Consider the following 16057-nt stretch of genomic DNA (forward strand, 5'->3'; position numbering starts at 1 on the left):
CGGTCAATCGAAACCATATCAGCTTCGCGGACAGCCTCGCCATTACCATTAATGAGTAGTAACTCGGCTAAAGGTCGATCTGGTCTACCCGATAGTCTTCCGGAGGGCTTGAGGGCGTCGCCCAGGCACCTTTCCCAGTTCATCCGGGAGGGCTACAACTACACTGGCGTCATCAAGGGGCGCGAAGGCGAAGCGTGCGCCCTCCGGCGACGCGAAAGCGGCGCATATCCTCATTTGTCTCGGCGACCCTGGGGTTGATATGGACACGTATGGCGAATTCGGTTTGCAGTTTGTGGATTGGGTGGCGAACAGATCAGGAGCCATCCTGGTGTTGCTGGCAAGCTTGCCGCTGGCGCTTCTTCTGAAGGAGGGCCGGATGCTGAGCTACAGTGCCCTTGTCGTGTTTGTCGGGGCTGTCGCAGTGATCTTGTTCAGCTTCGAAGGCCCTGCAGGAGCAGTCCTTGTCGTTCTCGCGAATACTTTCTTGGTTTTGGTTGCCCTGCTTTTCACCCGAAGGCGGTTGACGCAGATCGAAGACAGGCTGGCGTCGGTCATCTCGGCAGTCGGCGACCTGGAGACTGCCGAGGAAAGGCGACAAACCTTCAACGCGAAACGTCCCTCGAATTCGCGACCTTTCCTGCGCCGGAAACCAGCAGCCGCAACAAAGGAGCAGATCGTTTCGACCGGCGCTGCGGAAAGTCTTGGAAGAGAGAGAGAGTTGCTCTCCGGTGCATCTTCGCAAGAATTGCGATCGCCCGATATTTTGCCAGGCTCTGCGGTTCCAGTGTCGGCTCGACCAGCAGGTCGCAATTCCACATTCAGGGGATATTCAAAGAAAGCTGTGCTTGAGCTGAACCATCCCGCCGGCGATGGTTCGAGCCAGTCGAGGCGACCGCAAAGGCCTTCGTGATGGTTGAGCCGAGGGCCGTGACCATCAGGCACACTTGCCGATGGAATGGGGTACAGCGCTTGGAGCGGTTCTGCGTTTCACGGAAACGCAGAACCGCTCTATCTCTTTGTTTTCACGCAGTTCCGGACGGAAAACCGCTACGCACTTTTCCTGGGATTGCTCTAAGCTGAGCAAGCCTTTTGCGCGCCGGTGCGGCTGTGCCCGTTTGCTCGAATGCTGGCACCGCGCGGCGATGTTTTCCAAGACCCACGGTGGTCCTCCCAGGCCAACTTCGGCCCCGCCTGCCCGTTCCAACCTCACAGGGTGGTAGGACCCTAGCCAAAGGTGGTAGACTGCGGCCCCACCTGGATGAAATCATTGATGGCACTTTCGGAGTATTTGATTTAGATTTGCAGCTTCAGGTTGACCTGTGGCTGGGTTATTTCGGGGTGAGATGAGCTTTTCGAAGCAGATTCTTGGATTCGGGCTGAGACCTACACTTGCTGAAGCAAGTTGGGAAAGGGGCGTGTCTGAGTTGCCGGGAGCCGTGCGCCGTTCCTATACGGCCAACACGACGATCGCGCGTGAATATCAGGCCAGATCGGCTATCCTGATCATAACGTCCGGGTGGGCGGCATTTGCCAAGACGCTGCCGGATGGCTCACGCCTGATCGTCGATTTTGCGCTTCCTCACGAAATTGCCTTGATCGAATTCGCCGGCGAAGTCAGCGAGACGGTAACGGCCCTGTCGGACGTAACCGCGATCGAGCTGGCCGGTCCTGTCCATTCTTGTTTTTCGCGCTTTCCGCCGCCCTTTTGCGAGGCTGTGCTGCAGGCCGAGACAAGTCGATATTCCAGGGTTGCGGAACATCTGGCTGGAGTCAGCCGGAGAGGAGCCATCGAGCGCACGGCCCATCTTCTTCTCGAACTGGCCTGCCGCGCACATCGGTCGGCAACGACTTATCCGGCCCGCTTTGTTTGCCCGTTGACCCAGGCCGAATTGGCCGACGCGCTGGGTCTTTCGGCTGTGCATGTGAGCCGCGTCATGAAGGCATTGCGAGAGGCCGGCCTGGCTTCATTCCGCAACGGCGTGGTCGAGTTGCATGACCATGCAGGACTTATCGAAACAGCCGGATTTGATCGGTCTTATATCTCGATCTGACGTCCAGGCGACTTTGCAGGACCGGCCGACGTTCCATCGATCGGGAATCGAAGAAATACCGGCCTTCGGCTCGGCCCGGGCACCCAGTTTTCCGCAGCACTCCCGCGATGCACGCATCGCATGCCCGGTAGCCTCCAGGGGCTGGGTTTTGTGTTTGAAGATTCGCCCGGGTAGAGCCAGCTTGTCCAAGCGGCGGGGCAGTCGCCCGAATCACGATCCGGCGGCTTATGTTTGGCAACCCTGGTTTATACCTCGGGCAAACCATTGACGGAGATGACTATGCGGCAAGCGCTGATCGTATGGGGCGGCTGGGAGGGACACGAGCCGGAACAAGGGGCGCGTGCCGTCAAGGCGCTGCTCGAGGAGGAGGGCTTTGGCGTGCGCGTCGAGACTGCGACCGCTGCATTCGCCGACCCGGCGCTCGCCGAACTGAGCCTGATCGTGCCGATCTACACCATGTCCAAGCTCAGCAAGGACGAGGAGCGTAATTTGACGAAGGCGGTGGAGGGCGGCGTCGGCCTCGGCGGCTACCATGGCGGCATGGGTGACGCGTTCCGCGAATCCACGGACTACCAGTTCATGTGCGGCGGCCAGTGGGTCGCACATCCCGGCAACATTATCGACTACCGGGTGAACGTCACCAGGCGCGACGATCCGATCATGAGCGGTATCGACGATTTTTCGTACCGCTCGGAGCAGTACTACATGCATGTCGATCCCGCGAACGAGGTGCTGGCGACCACCACTTTTTCCGGCGACCATGCGCCCTGGATCGACGGTGTCGTCATGCCGGTCGTCTGGAAGCGCCGGCATGGCCAGGGCAAGGTCTTCTATTCGTCGCTCGGGCACGCGGCTGCGGAATTCGAGGTGCCGCAGATGCGGACCATTCTTCGCCGCGGCCTGGCGTGGGCGGCGCGCTGACCGAGTTGGCGCCCCGGCCGAGGTCCTTGGCCGGGAGTGCTGTCCGTTGATCAGACGCTTTCGAGATAGGTCTCGAGTTCGAAGTCGCTGACATTGAGCGCGAAGGTGTTCAGTTCCTGGCGTTTGCAGGCGACGAAGGAGTCGCGCAGGATCGTCGGGAAGATCTCCGCGACATGCGGCCCGCTTTCGAAACTGGCGATGGCCGAGGCCCAGTCCGGCGGCAGCCTGGCCGGCTGGCCGCCTTGACCTTCGCCACGGGTCGGGTCGCCCGGCGACAGTTCTCTTTCGATGCCGATGAGTGCGGCGCCGAGGATGGCTGCCAGGACCAGATAGGGATTGGCGTCGGCGCCCGAAACGCGATGCTCGATGCGGCGCGCAGCCGACGGTCCGCCGGGAATGCGGATCGCCACCATGCGGTTCTCGTAACCCCAGGCAACCGCGGTCGGAGCGTAGGACCGCGGGCGCAGCCGGCGGTAGGAATTGAAGTGCGGCGCAAATACCAGCGTGCTCTCGGCCATGGCGGCAAGCAGACCGCCGACGGCATGGCGCATGATCTCGGAGCCCTGGTCGCTGCCGTCGTCGAAGACGTTGCGGCCGTCGGTGTCGACCAGGCTGAAATGGACATGAAAGCCGTTGCCGGCACGGTCGCCATAGGGCTTGGCCATGAAGCAGGCGGCAAAGCCATGCTTACGGGCAATGCCCTTGACGGTGCGCTTGAACAGCACGGCATCGTCGGCGGCGCGCAGGGCATCGGCGACATGGTTCAGATTGATCTCGAACTGGCCGACGCCGTTCTCGGCGATCGCCGTGTCGACGGGGATGCCTTGCATGCGGCAGGCATCATAGACGTCGTGGATGAAGGCTTCGAAATCGTCGATCTCGTCGATCGACAGTGCCGCGTCGGAATCGAGACGGCGCCCGGTCACGGGCGAGACCGGGCCGACCGGGCGCTGCGACTGCGGGTCGACCAGATAGAACTCGAGTTCGGTGGCGGCCACCGGTGTCAGGCCGAGCGCCTTATAGCGATCGAGGATGCGGGCCAGCGCCCGGCGCGGGTCGCCCAGATAGGGCGCGCCGTTCTCGTCGGCAAGCCAGAGCGGGACAAGGGCTGTCGGATGCGCGGTCCAGTTGACGGGCAAGATGCCGCGTGCGGTCCACTGGCAAAGGCCATCGGCATCGCCGGTCGAGAAAACCAGTGCGTTGCCTTCGATGTCTTCGCCCCAGACGTCGAGCCCGATCAGCGAAAAGGGCATGCGCAGCTTGCCCTCAAGCGCCTTGCGCGCCTGCTCGACGGGGATGCGCTTGCCGCGCATGATACCGTTGAGATCGCACACCGCCGCTCTCAGGCTCTGGATGTCGCTTCTGCTTTCAAGCCAGTTCAGAACGTCCGCAATTGCATCGCCCAATTTCCAACCTCTTGGTTTTTGAAGGTGCCGTAGCCTGGAGCCACGATATCCCTGTTAAAAATAGCTCGTGAGTTTCTGAAGGTCGCCTCGGCTTTTGCCGACGGCGTTTCCTTCATTTTTTCAATTCACTAGCCGGTAAATCGGGAGGCATCTCAAAACCAATTGTGCGATCTGCGATCGCAACATAGAGGTAAGCTGGGGCAAAGCCAAGCGGCATTTGAGCCGCCGGTTCCGCGAAGCGGAGGTCGATCAGTGGGCAGGTTTCTCCGGCCTGGATCCCTTTCTAGTTCCGAATTTCCGGAAATCTGGCCTGCTGCAGGATATGCGCTGCGCCCTCGTCGATGTCGCGCACGATGGCAGCGCGTGCGCGCTCCGCGTCCTGGGCCTCGATCGCCGCCACGGCCTCCTCGTGGTAGTCGATGTCGAGAATGGAGGCGAGGTCGTCCTCGAACCCCATGCCGAGGTTCCTGAGAAAAGGGCCGACCTGCATCCAGACCGTCTCGATCAGGAAGATCATCTGCTCGTTGCCGCAGTGGCGGTAGATGGAGAACTTGAAGGCGTAGTTCTTGCGCAGATAGTCGTCGATATCCCCCTTGCGCGCCGCCATGGTCAGTTCGGCGCAGTGGCGTCGGATGGCCCGCAAATTGTTGCCGTTGATGAGCCTTGTCGCCAGCTCGGTCGCCGAGCCTTCCAGGATCGTTCGCACGGCGGTCAGCTGGGAGAACCGCTCGGCCGAGATAATCGGCACCTCGACGCTGCCGTTCGGCATCGGGCTTAGCGCGCGCAGCGCCTGCAGGCGCATGAAGGCGCTGCGCACCGGCATGTCGCTGGTGCCGAGCTCCTTGGCAAGCTTGCGCGAGGTCAGCTTCTGGCCAGGCACGAACTGGCCCGACATCAACGCCCGCACGAGTTCCAGATAGACCTTCTCATGCAGGGGAACGGTGTCGACGGCGGTCAATCCGAATTGTGTCTTGTCGGCCATTGGCGATGCGCTACTTCATTCGTTCTGAAATCTACGCAGCTGGCTTGTCTTCGCCGCTAGGATATTGAGCCGAACGCGGCGCGGGGCCGAAGCCGGCGGTTTTTCAATCCCACGATAGACGGTTCAGCCGCGATGCCGCAAGCCGCGTGATCGCCGCGCCCTCAGTTGCGGCCGGCATGAGTGCACTGGTCGACAGCCGCAGATAGTATAGTCAGTGTTCCCGTGCGGACGACGAAGGGCTCCCGCATCGCAGCCGTTGCCGCGCAATCTCAAACGTGCTTGCGGCCGCCGGTGTCGCGAAACCAGCTGTCGGGGTAAGGGTACCACCAGCCCTGGATCTCCGGTCTGTGGTCGATGATCACCATCTTCGAGCGGCGGAAGGCGTCGAGCCCCTGGCGGCCGAGCTCGCGGCCGAGGCCTGATGCCTTCCAGCCGCCGAAGGGCAATGCGTCATTGTCGATCAGCGGGTTGTTGACCCAGACCATGCCGGCCTCGAGCCGTTCGGCCGCCTCATGCGCTTCGGCGAGGTCGGTGGTGAACACCGAGGCGCCGAGCCCGAACGGGCTGTCATTGGCGAGCCTGATCGCCTCGTCGAAATTCTTCACCCGGCAGATCGCGGCGACCGGCCCGAAACACTCTTCGCGCACGATCGCCATGTCCGGAGTAGCGCCGGTCAGGATGGTTGGCTCGTAGAACCAGCCGATATTGTGCGCCGGCGGTATACGCCCGCCGGTTACCACTTTGGCGCCGCTGCGGATGGCATCATCGACCAACCGCATGACCTTCGCCCGCGCCGCCTCGCTGACCATCGGCCCGATCTCGCTCTTGTCCAGCCCGTTGCCGATGCGCAGCGCGCGAGTCCTTTCGGCGAACAGCTCGACGAAGCGGTCATGGACGGCATCGACGACGAAGAAGCGTTCGGCCGAGGTGCAGACCTGGCCGGTGAGATGGAAGGCGGCGGTGACGCTGCCGGCGACCGCCACGTCGAGCGGGGCGTGCTCGCTGATGATCAACGGATCGCTGCCGCCTGCCTCGATGACGCAGGGCTTCATGCGCTCGGCGCAGGCCACCGCGACGGCTTTGCCCGCGGCGACCGAGCCGGTGAAGGCGACGGCATGCGTGCGGTCGGAAGCGATCAGCGCCTGTGCGGTAGCGGCTCCACCGGGCAGGCAGGAGACCAGGCCCTCGGGCAGCGAGCGGAACACGGTCATGTAGTCGAGCGTCGAGAGCGTCGTCGGTTCGGCCGGCTTGATGATGCAGGCATTGCCGGCGGCAAGCGAGGCAGCGACCGTCCAGCACATCAGCAGGATCGGAAAATTGTAGGGCATGATGTGCACGGAGACGCCGTAGGGTTCGTAGCGTGCATATTGGAACGACCCTGCCTGCGTCGTGCCGGCGACCTTGCCGGCGTCGTCTCGCGCCATCTCGGCATAGTAGCGGAAGATCGGCGCGCAATTGGCGATCTCGCCGATGGCTTCGGGATAGGGCTTGCCCATCTCGCGCACCATCAGTTCGGCGCAGCGGGTAAAATCCGCTGCCTCGATGGCGTTGGCGACGGCATGCAGATGTTTTGCGCGGCTCTTGGCGTCGAGCTTTTTCCACGCGGCTTGCGCTTGCGTCGCTGCGCTGAGTGCGGCGTCGATCTCGCCGTCGGTCGCGGCAGCGATGGAGCCGACGGTTTCCAGCGTCGCCGGATCGATCACCGGTTTGTTCGCGCCGGCCATCGACCGATAATCCGGATTGACGAAGCATGCCGGCCGGTCAGCGGAGAAATCCATGGTCGTCCTTTCAGGCCCGCTCAGCGGATCATGTAGACTTTCTTGATCGTCTCATGGACGGTGCAGACGCCCTTCCAGTCCTTCGGGAAGAAGGCAGCCGTGTCGGGCTCGATCTCGATCACCTCGCCGGATTCATGCACGTAGGTGCAGCGCCCCTCGAGGAAATGGCAGAACTCGTCGCGGGTGACGTGGCAGTGCCATTTGCCGGGCGTGCAGACCCACAGGCCGCATTCGGAGCGGCCTTCCGGCCCCTTGTACAGCAGCTTGCCCGAAGTGCGGGATTCGCCTTCGATCATCGTCGGGATGACGCCCCAATCGACGAGGTCGGTGATGGCGAGCGGGGATTGCATGATCGGCGTTGTCATTTCGATGTCCTTGAAAGGGCCTGATGCGCTCAGCGGCACATGAAGGCCTTGGTCAGCGTTTCGGTTATTTCGGAGGTGCCGGTCCAGCCGGCGGGGAAGAACACCAGCGTCCCGGCCTCGACCGGGATCCGCTCGCCGTTCTCGTGGATGTAGCTGCCGCGCCCGGACAGGAAATGGCAGAACTCATCGGCAGCGAAGGTGATGTGACGCGTGCCGGGCGTGCATGACCACAGGCCGCATTCGCTCGACCCATCCGGGTGTTGGAACAGGATCTTGCCCGCGGCGCGCGGCGAGCCGGCGATTGGCGATGCGCTTGCGCCCCAGTCGTCCAGCGCTACCGAGGCGGCGTTCGGCCAATGCGGTGTCGACATGTCGTGATGCTCTCCGTTGCTGTTCAGGCCAGCATGTAGACGTTACGCATGGCCTCATGCACGGTGCATTCGCCTGTCCAGCCGGCAGGGAACATGACCACGGTTCCCGCGGAGACTTCTATCACTTCACCGACATCCGACCTGTAGGTGGCACGGCCGGCAACGAAATGGCACAGTTCATCGCGCGGGATCGCCAGCCGCCAGCGGCCTGGCGTGCAAATCCAGATGCCGGCTTCCGGCTGGTTGTTCGGCCCCTTGTGCACCAGCCTGCCGGTGGAGTGCGACGCGCCGTCTAGGGCGTCGGGCTGAGCGCCCCAGTCGACGAGGTCGGTGCGGGTCGAGGCCTGATGGAGATGCGGCGCTGAGGAGATCACAGCAGCTTCTCCAGCAGCCCAGCCGCCTTCTCCGGGCCGTTCTGCGACTGCATCTGCGCTGAGGTCTTCGCCAGCTTGGCCTTCATCGCCGGATCGGTCAGGCAGGTCTCGATCTTCGCGATCAGCTCGGCATCGCTCCAGTCGTAGCGCGGCATGCCGAAGCCGCAGCCGATCTCGCCGACGCGGGTGGCGTTGTCGTGGCCGTCCCAGACATAGGGCATGATGATGGCCGGCTCGCCGAAATAGAGGCACTCGGTGAACGAGTTGTTGCCGCCATGGTGGATCACGGCATCGACCTGCGGTATCACCGATGGTTGCGGGAACCAGCTCTCGACGATGACGTTGCCGGGCACGTCCGTGTACTGGTCCTTGTAGCCGCCGACATTGACCAGTGCGCGATAGCGCGTCTTGCCCAGCGCCGCGATGATGCGCTTCAAGAGATCGACATCGCCGGCGCCGAGGCTGCCGAAGGAGACGTAGAGCAGCGGCCCGTCGTTGTTCTTGGCGAAGGTTGGCACCGTGTAGGGCTTTTCCTGCCGCACGCAGCCTTCAAGGTACTGGAATTTTGCCGGGTCGAGCGGATGCCGGCGCTTGAATTTCGCCGCTTCGGGATAAAGCAGCAGGTTGAGATAAGGCGAGGCCTCGAAGAACTGGCCGATTGGATAGGACGCCTCATTGTTGGCGGCGAGGAAGGCGTTGAAGTCGTCATGGATCGGCTTGATCACCGCGTTGAAATGATCGCGATAGCGTTGGTGCCCGGCATGGTCGTTCTCGCCGCAGCCGGAGAGGTGCGGTGGGATGTCCTCGTCCTCGATCTCGTTTTCCGAGCAGGAAATGACGCGCACCCACGGCTTGCCGTACTGCTTTATCGCCGGGAACAGGATGACGTTGTCGACGCAGATCACGTCCGGCTTGATGGTCGAGAGAACGCTCGGCAGGTCCTTCTGCGCCCATTTGGCGCTGTCGACGATCGCCGTCCAGCAATCCTTCACATAGTTGTCGACCTGGTCGTAGGGCGACTTGCGGAAGTTCGGGATGTGGCCGTTGATGAAATCCTCCCAGAACTTGGCCATCTGCTCCGGCGGCATCGGCTCCGACAGGTTCACCGGATGCGCCTCGAAACCGTAGCCTTTGTAGACGTCGACGAAGCCGGGATCGGACAGGAACACCGCCTTGTGGCCGCGTGCTTCGACCGCCTGCGCGATGCCGACGGAATTGAGCGCCGGGCCAAAGGCCGCCTCGGGGAAAAACGCGATCGTCTTCTGCGCCATCAAGCTTCTCCTTCAATCACTCTGCGAAAATTCTGACGTCGGCGGCGTCCCAGCCGAGTTCGACCGTGTCGCCAGCCGACACCGGCCGGCGGTCGGCGGCATCGGCGGTGACACGCACCAGGAACGGTTTTGGCGACAGGGGCGTGCGGATATGCAGCTGCAGGTCGAGCCCCTGATAGGCGAGCGCCTCGACGGTGCCGGTAGTCCGGTTGGCGGTCTCCACTGACGGGAACAGCCGGATGCGTTCGGGCCGCACCGAAGCGACTGCGGATGCACCAGGCGAAAGCGCGGCGGGAACCTTGCCGGCGATCCGTGCGCCGTTCGCGGCCACAACGCCATTGGCGGCGGCCTTGCCGGGCACGAAATTCATCACGCCGATGAAATCGGCGACGAAGCGGTCGGCCGGATGTTCGTAGACCGCGTGTGGCGTGTCGCATTGCAGCAGCCGGCCATCCTTGAGCACCGCCATGCGGTCGGCCATGACCAGCGATTCCTCCTGGTCATGGGTGACGATGACGAAGGTGATGCCGACCTCGTGCTGCAGCCGCTTCAATTCCAGCTGCATGGCGCCGCGCAACTTCTTGTCGAGCGCGCCGAGCGGTTCGTCGAGCAGCAGCAGACGCGGCCGCTTGACCAGCGCGCGGGCGAGCGCGACGCGCTGCTTCTGGCCGCCCGACAATTGTTCCGGCTTGCGGTCGGCGAAGCGAACCAGCTCGGTCGTCGCCAGTATGGCGTCGACGCGGGAGCGGATTTCTTTTGCCGGCAAACGCTCCATCTCCAGGCCGTAGGAGACATTGGCCCTGACACTCATATGCGGGAACAGCGCATAGGACTGGAACATCAGATTGACCGGCCGCTTGTTGGGCGGGATCCGAGCGATGTCGCGGCCGTCGAGCAGTATGCGCCCGTCATTGGGCGTCTCGAAGCCGGCCAGCATGCGCAGCAGCGTGGTCTTGCCGCAGCCCGAGGGTCCGAGCAGAGCGAAGAATTCGTTCTCGCGGATGTCGAGCGAAATGCCGTCGACGGCCGTCACCCGGCCGAAATTCTTCGACACACAATCGATCGCCAGCAGGGTGCGGGGTTCGCTCATTGGCCGATGACCCCGCGATTGAGCCGCTGCGACAGGGTCAGCGCGGTGACGCTGACCGCCATGACGATGGTCGCCAGAGCGTTGATCTCCGGCGTGATGCCGAAACGGATCATCGCGTAGATCTGCATCGGCAATGTGGTCGAGGCGCGCCCGGCGCCGGCGGTGAAGAAGGCGATGATGAACTCGTCGACCGACAGCGTGAAGGCAAGCAGCGCGCCGGCGATCACCGCCGGCAGGATGACCGGTAATGTCACCCGCCGGAAAGTGGTGATGGCGGAAGCGCCGAGGTCGGCTGAGGCCTCGACGATCGACCAGTCGAAACTCTTCAGCCGCGCGCGCACCACCGAGCAGACGAAGGCCAGATTGAACACGACATGTGCAAGGATGATGGTGTGCAGGCCCATGGTGAGGTTGAGCATCGAAAAGAACGAGAGCAGCGCGATGGCCAGCACGATGTCGGGGATGATCATCGGTGCGAAGATCAGCGCCTCGAGTCCCTTGCCATACTGCCGGCGCATCTCGACGCCGATCGCCAGCAGCGTGCCGAGCAAAGTGGCGATCGCGGTCGAGACCAGCGCCACGATCAGCGTGTTGAGGGCAGCCTGCAGGATCGCCGCATTGCCGGCGAGCGAGGCATACCATTTCAGCGAAAAGCCCGACCAGGCCGTCGGCAGTCCGCCTGCGTTGAAGGAAAGCGCGACCAGCACGGCGATCGGGATGTAGAGGAAAGCGAAGACGAGAACGAGGATCGTCCGCATGCCGAGGGTGCGGGCAGGCGATGAATTCATGGCTGCTCTCCGATGGTTTGGAGGCAGGCGGGCGGCCAGCGTCCTTCTCCCCGTTTACGGGGAGAAGATGCCGGCAGGCAGATGAGGGGCAGCGCCCGACGTTGCAGGAGCTTGCGCCCGGCCCGCCCTCATCCGCCCCTTCGGGGCACCTTCTCCCCGTGAACGGGGAGAAGGGAAGGAGGGACCGCTCAGCCATCGGCGTCGCCTTTGGCTTCAGCCGCGCGGCCGGCGGCGCGGTCGGCAAGCAGCGCCTGCGTCATCAGCACCAGCAGCATGATGGCAATCAGCGCCATCGCCAGTGCGGCGCCGAAGGGCCAGTCGTTGGCGGTCAGGAACTGGTCGTAGACGAGATTGCCGATCATCTGGAAGCGGCCGCCGCCGAGCAGCGCCGGGGTGACGAAATTGCCGATCGACAGCACGAAGACGAAGACGGCGCCGGCGGCGATGCCCGGCACCGTCAGTGGCAGGATAACCCGCCGAAATGTCGTGAGGGCCGACGCGCCGAGGTCTCGCGAGGCTTCGGCGAGCTCCGGGTTGAGGCGCGACAGCGGCGCGTAGCAGGCGAGGATGACGAAGGGCAGATAGTTGTAGACCAGGCCGGCAATGACGGCGCCCTCAGTGTAGAGCATCGACGGCGTCTCGCCGGTGTAGCCGAACCAGCGCAGCAGCTGGGTGATCAGCCCTTCGCGATTGAGCAGCACGATCCAGGCATAGGTGCGGATCAGATAGTTCGACCAGAACGGCAGCACGGCGAAGAACAGGAATACCGGCTGCAAGCGGCGGGGTGCGGCCGATATGGCATAGGCGGCGGCATAGCCGGTGACGACCGCGATCAGCGTCGCGGTGCCGGCGATGCGCGCCGAGTTGAGGAAGATGCCGGCATAGAGCGGGTCGAAGACCAGCCCGAAATTCTCCAGCGTGAAGGTGTATTCGATGCCGCCATAGATGCCGCGCCGAAAGAAGGCGAGCGCCAGCACCAGCGCGCATGGCACCACCATCAGGGCGGTCAGCCAGGCCAGCGCCGGCGCCATCAGCAAGGAGGAGCGAAGTCTGGTTGGGGACACGATTGCGAACCGCATTCGGCGGCCAACGGCGGATGTCCGCCGTCGGCCGTGCTCTCTGGTTTGATGCCGCTTACTGCGCGGCCTTGATCTCGCTGACGATCTTCGAATAGTCACGCTGGGCATCGCCGACGTCACGCAGCTGCTCGAACTTGACGAGGTCGGCCACCGGCATCGCCATGTTGGGGAACTTGGCCAGGAAGTCGGCCGGCAGGCTTTCCATCGCCGGCTTGTTCGGCACCTTGTAGTCGATGTTCTGCGCCGCCCAGGCGTGGTTCTTGGCGTCGAGCATGAAGTTGATGAACTGGAAGGCGGCGTCCTTGTTGGCGGACGCCTTCATCACCACCATCGTGTCGACCCACAGGTCCGAACCCTCCTTCGGGATGACGTATTTGATCTCGGGCTTTTCGGCGATGCCGTAATTGCACCAGCCATCCCAGGCCTGCACCAGCAGCGCCTCGCCCGACACCAGCTTGGAGTAGAAGGTGGTGTCGTCATAGGCGAGCAAGGTCTTCTTGGCCGAGATCAGCAGGTCCTTCACCTCAGCCATCTTGGCCGGATCGGTCTCGTTGACCGAATAACCCTTGTCGAGCTGGCCAGCGGCGAGCAGCCAGCGGTCGGTCGCCAGCATGGTGGTCTTGCCCTTGAGCTCGTCGGAGGGGCTAAGCAGATCGCTCCAGCTGGTCGGCGCTGTCTTCACCAGATCCGAGCGGTAGCAGAGACCGGTGGTGCCCCAGGTGTAGGGCACGGAGAAGGCGTTGCCGACATCGTGCGGCAGCTTGGTCGCTTCCGGATAGAGATTGGCGAGGTTGGGGACCTTGGCGTGGTCGATCGGCTCGGTCAGGCCGAGCTTGTTCAGCACCTCGGCGAAGGGCGAGGAGACGAAGACCACGTCATAGCCCTTGCCGCCGGAGGCGACGAGCTTGCCCATGATCTCTTCATTGGTGGCATGCACCACGACCTCGCCGGAAACGCCGGTCGCGGTCTTGAAGGCGGCCATGGCATCGGGCGCCATGTAGCCGTCCCAGTTGGAGATGACGAGGTCGGCAGCGGCGGCCGGCGCCGAGAGCGCCAGCGCAAGGCCAAGCGCGATTGAAGACATTGTGAGCGAACGGTGCCGCAAAGCGGTGACGGTCATGACAGACTCCCATTCCGGTTGACGTCGAATTCGTTTTGGGATCGGCGTTCGCGGTTCTGCCGCAGGCTCGATCCTGTTCCCCGGTCTTTTTCTCGCCGATTGCAGTGACAGTACTATTGCAGAAAAAAGTACGTCAATCCATAATTTGACAGGCCGCCATGGAATCTGGCCGATTGCGCCCGCGATCGGCCAACCATGGCGATCACGTCCGTTCACGAGATTAGTCATGCAAGCGGCAGCCCGGCGACCTCGCACCAACCATCTCGACCTTGCCCAGCGCATTCTGGATGTCGCCCGGCAGCGCGGCTTTGCCCCAGGCGCGCATCTGCCAGAGCAGCAGATTGCGTCGCTGTGCAACGTTTCGCGCACGCCGGTGCGGGCGGCGCTGCGCCTGCTCACCGAACAGGGTGTGGTGCAATGGGAGGCCGCTACCGGCTATCGTCTGGTTGCCGACCTCACCGCGCAAGCCGCCGTTGCCGCGGAATTGCCTGTCACGGCTGAGGATGAGCTGGCCGAGGCGATCCTGCGCGACCGCTCGGCGCGGCGGCTGGACCAGACGGTGACCGTCGTCGGTTTGATGCGGCGGTACGATGCGGAACGCAAGACGGTACTAAAAGCGCTCCAGAGACTGACCGAGGAGAATCTTGTCGACCGCGCGCCGGGCCAATCCTGGCTGTTTCGCCGCGCGCCTGACGATCCGGAGGCACAAGGCGAGAGTTACGAGTTCCGCCTGCTGCTCGAGCCCGCGGCCATCCTGGCGGCGGGCTTCCGGCTGGACGGCACGCGCGCGGCCTTGCTGCGCCAGGGCATGGAGACGCTCGCGGCATTGCCCGACGCAGCGTTCGACACGAGGGAGTTCCAGCGGCTGGACATCGAATTCCACGGCACGATCGCCGATGGTTCCGCCAACCGCTTCGTTGCCGATGCGCTGTCCGACCACCTCAGGCTGCGCCGGCTGCCGGGAACCTATACCGGCGTCAACGTCTTCCGGCTGAAGCAGTCGCTGCGCGAGCACCTCACCATACTCGACCATCTGGAAAGCCGTCAGTATGAGGTTGCCGCCGACCTGCTGCGCGTGCATCTGAGACTCTCGCGCAGCCAGCGGCCGCAGGCGGCGAGTCGCGGTGCGCCCGCTTTGTTCGGCATGATCAGCCGGCCGGATTGAAGAGGGCCATTTTGACGCGCAAAGCCAGCCCGACCATCGCGCTGTTTCCCGAAGCAAGCTTCGGCGCGGCGCTGAATTGCGTCGGCATCGCGCAGGCGCTGCGCGCCCGTGGCGCCCGGCCGGTGTTCATTTGTCATGCCGGATTTTCCGGTGTGTTCGCCGACTACGGTTTTCAGGAATACCAGCTGCCGACCGACGATCCGCTGAGCGACAGCGAGCGGCTGAGCTACTGGCAGGCTTTCGTGCGCCGGCATCTGCCGCATTTCCGGCTGAGCCCGATCGACCAGCTCGAAACCTATGTCGCCCCGACATGGCAGGCGATCGTCGACACCGCGGTCAATGCCGAAGCGCCGCTGCGGCAATTGCTGGCGCGGCTGAAGCCGGACGCCGTCGTGCTCGACAATGTCATCATGTTTCCAGCCCTTGCCGGCGCCGGCTGCCCCTGGGTGCGCGTCGTTTCCTGCGCCGAGACAGAGCTACCCGACGCGGACGTGCCGCCTTATCTGTCCGGCCTTGGCGCCGGCGATCCAGGCCGCGCTGCCTTCGAGGCGCGCTACCTCTCGGCCGTTGCGCCGGCGCATGAGCGGTTCAACCGGCTGCGCGCCGATGCAGGCCTGACGCCACTGCCGAAGGGCCTGTTCCTGGAGGCATCGCCCGACCTCAATTTGCTGTTGACGCCGACCATCGTGCGCCGTGAGCGGGCCACGCCGCTCGATCGCGAGCGCTTCATCTATCTCGAAGGCTGCGTGCGCTCGGAAGGGCCATTCGAAGTGCCCGTCTTTCCGCGCAATGGCGGGCCGCTGGTCTATGTCAGCTTCGGCAGCCTCGGCGCCATGGATGTCGGGCTGATTCAGCGCATGCTTGCGGTGTTCGACAGGTTGCCGGCGCGCTTCATCGTCAATGTCGGCGGCCTGCGCGACGCCTATCGCGCGGTGCCCGACAATGTCTATCTCGACGCCTGGTTCCCGCAGCCATCGGTGGTGGCGAAGTCGGACCTCTTCATCCACCATGGCGGTAACAACAGCTTTTGCGAGGCGCTGCGCTTCGGCGTGCCGTCGCTGATCATGCCCTATTGCTGGGATGGGCACGACAATGCGCAACGCGCCGGCGAGACCGGTGTCGGCGATCATATCGGCCGTGACGGCTGGACCGAAGGAGTATTGGAGAGAGCCATACTCGGTCTGCTGGCCGATGATGCAATGCGCGCGCGCCTGAAGGAAAATGCAGTGCAAATGGCGCTGAAACCCGGAACGGACGTGGCCGCCGAAGCCATTCTCTCTCTCGTACGGACATGAA

Annotated in this window: 16 protein-coding genes; 5 read left to right on the forward strand and 11 right to left on the reverse strand. The window is 63.5% G+C overall.

All coding sequences use genetic code 11. The annotated features are described in order from the left end of the window. Positions 1-259: 259 nt before the first annotated feature. The 3 genes from DH08_RS17735 to DH08_RS17745 all read left to right on the forward strand — a co-directional run bounded on the left by DH08_RS17735 (position 260) and on the right by DH08_RS17745 (position 2972). A complete protein-coding gene (locus DH08_RS17735) occupies positions 260-910 on the forward strand; it encodes a hypothetical protein (protein WP_192180553.1) in 651 nt (216 codons plus the stop codon). Between the two features lie 505 nt (positions 911-1415). Then, the gene (locus DH08_RS17740) at positions 1416-2051 is read left to right on the forward strand and encodes a helix-turn-helix domain-containing protein (protein ID WP_192180554.1); all 636 of its coding nucleotides are present in this window, start codon (positions 1416-1418) and stop codon (positions 2049-2051) included. A gap of 279 nt (positions 2052-2330) precedes the next feature. Next, on the forward strand, positions 2331-2972 hold the full coding sequence (locus DH08_RS17745) for a ThuA domain-containing protein (RefSeq protein ID WP_192180555.1): 642 nt from the start codon (positions 2331-2333) through the stop codon (positions 2970-2972). Positions 2973-3022: 50 nt separating this feature from the next. Here DH08_RS17745 and DH08_RS17750 read toward each other — a convergent pair whose 3' ends face one another. The 11 genes from DH08_RS17750 to DH08_RS17800 form a co-directional block, all read right to left on the reverse strand. Next, positions 3023-4378, reverse strand: a complete 1356-nt coding sequence (locus DH08_RS17750; RefSeq protein WP_192180556.1) for a glutamine synthetase family protein — start codon at positions 4376-4378, stop codon at positions 3023-3025. Positions 4379-4661: 283 nt separating this feature from the next. After that, on the reverse strand, positions 4662-5360 hold the full coding sequence (locus DH08_RS17755; RefSeq protein WP_192180557.1) for a GntR family transcriptional regulator: 699 nt from the start codon (positions 5358-5360) through the stop codon (positions 4662-4664). A gap of 269 nt (positions 5361-5629) precedes the next feature. Next, a complete protein-coding gene (locus DH08_RS17760; protein WP_192180558.1) occupies positions 5630-7138 on the reverse strand; it encodes an aldehyde dehydrogenase family protein in 1509 nt (502 codons plus the stop codon). A 20-nt stretch (positions 7139-7158) separates the two neighbouring features. Continuing rightward, on the reverse strand, positions 7159-7503 hold the full coding sequence (locus DH08_RS17765; protein ID WP_192180559.1) for a cupin domain-containing protein: 345 nt from the start codon (positions 7501-7503) through the stop codon (positions 7159-7161). 29 nt (positions 7504-7532) lie between these two features. After that, positions 7533-7874 (reverse strand): cupin domain-containing protein, encoded by a 342-nt coding sequence (locus DH08_RS17770; RefSeq protein WP_192180560.1) that lies wholly within the window; start codon positions 7872-7874, stop codon positions 7533-7535. Between the two features lie 23 nt (positions 7875-7897). After that, positions 7898-8248, reverse strand: coding sequence for a cupin domain-containing protein (locus DH08_RS36900; protein WP_192180561.1), 351 nt, complete (start codon positions 8246-8248; stop codon positions 7898-7900). Then, positions 8245-9519: a glycosyltransferase gene (locus DH08_RS17780; RefSeq protein ID WP_192180562.1), complete on the reverse strand. Its 1275-nt coding sequence runs from the start codon at positions 9517-9519 to the stop codon at positions 8245-8247. Before DH08_RS17780 ends, DH08_RS36900 begins: the two co-directional genes overlap by 4 nt. Positions 9520-9535: 16 nt before the next feature. Continuing rightward, positions 9536-10609 carry an ABC transporter ATP-binding protein gene (locus DH08_RS17785; protein ID WP_192180563.1) on the reverse strand — a complete coding sequence of 358 codons (1074 nt, stop codon included), beginning with the start codon at positions 10607-10609 and terminating at the stop codon, positions 9536-9538. Continuing rightward, on the reverse strand, positions 10606-11397 hold the full coding sequence (locus DH08_RS17790) for an ABC transporter permease (RefSeq protein ID WP_192180564.1): 792 nt from the start codon (positions 11395-11397) through the stop codon (positions 10606-10608). The genes DH08_RS17785 and DH08_RS17790 overlap by 4 nt, the downstream gene beginning before the upstream one ends. A 188-nt stretch (positions 11398-11585) precedes the next feature. Next, positions 11586-12428, reverse strand: a complete 843-nt coding sequence (locus tag DH08_RS17795; protein WP_192180641.1) for an ABC transporter permease — start codon at positions 12426-12428, stop codon at positions 11586-11588. A 103-nt stretch (positions 12429-12531) separates the two neighbouring features. Further along, positions 12532-13596: a polyamine ABC transporter substrate-binding protein gene (locus DH08_RS17800; protein ID WP_192180565.1), complete on the reverse strand. Its 1065-nt coding sequence runs from the start codon at positions 13594-13596 to the stop codon at positions 12532-12534. Positions 13597-13822: 226 nt separating this feature from the next. Between DH08_RS17800 and DH08_RS17805 the strand changes: the two genes are divergently transcribed. Both DH08_RS17805 and DH08_RS17810 read left to right on the forward strand, forming a co-directional pair. Beyond that, complete coding sequence (locus DH08_RS17805; RefSeq protein ID WP_192180566.1) at positions 13823-14761, forward strand: GntR family transcriptional regulator; 939 nt, start codon at positions 13823-13825, stop codon at positions 14759-14761. Positions 14762-14772: 11 nt separating this feature from the next. Then, positions 14773-16056: a nucleotide disphospho-sugar-binding domain-containing protein gene (locus tag DH08_RS17810; protein ID WP_192180567.1), complete on the forward strand. Its 1284-nt coding sequence runs from the start codon at positions 14773-14775 to the stop codon at positions 16054-16056. Position 16057 lies beyond the last annotated feature (1 nt).

It is taken from the genome of Mesorhizobium amorphae, from assembly GCF_014843845.1.
Classification (GTDB): domain Bacteria; phylum Pseudomonadota; class Alphaproteobacteria; order Rhizobiales; family Rhizobiaceae; genus Mesorhizobium; species Mesorhizobium amorphae_A.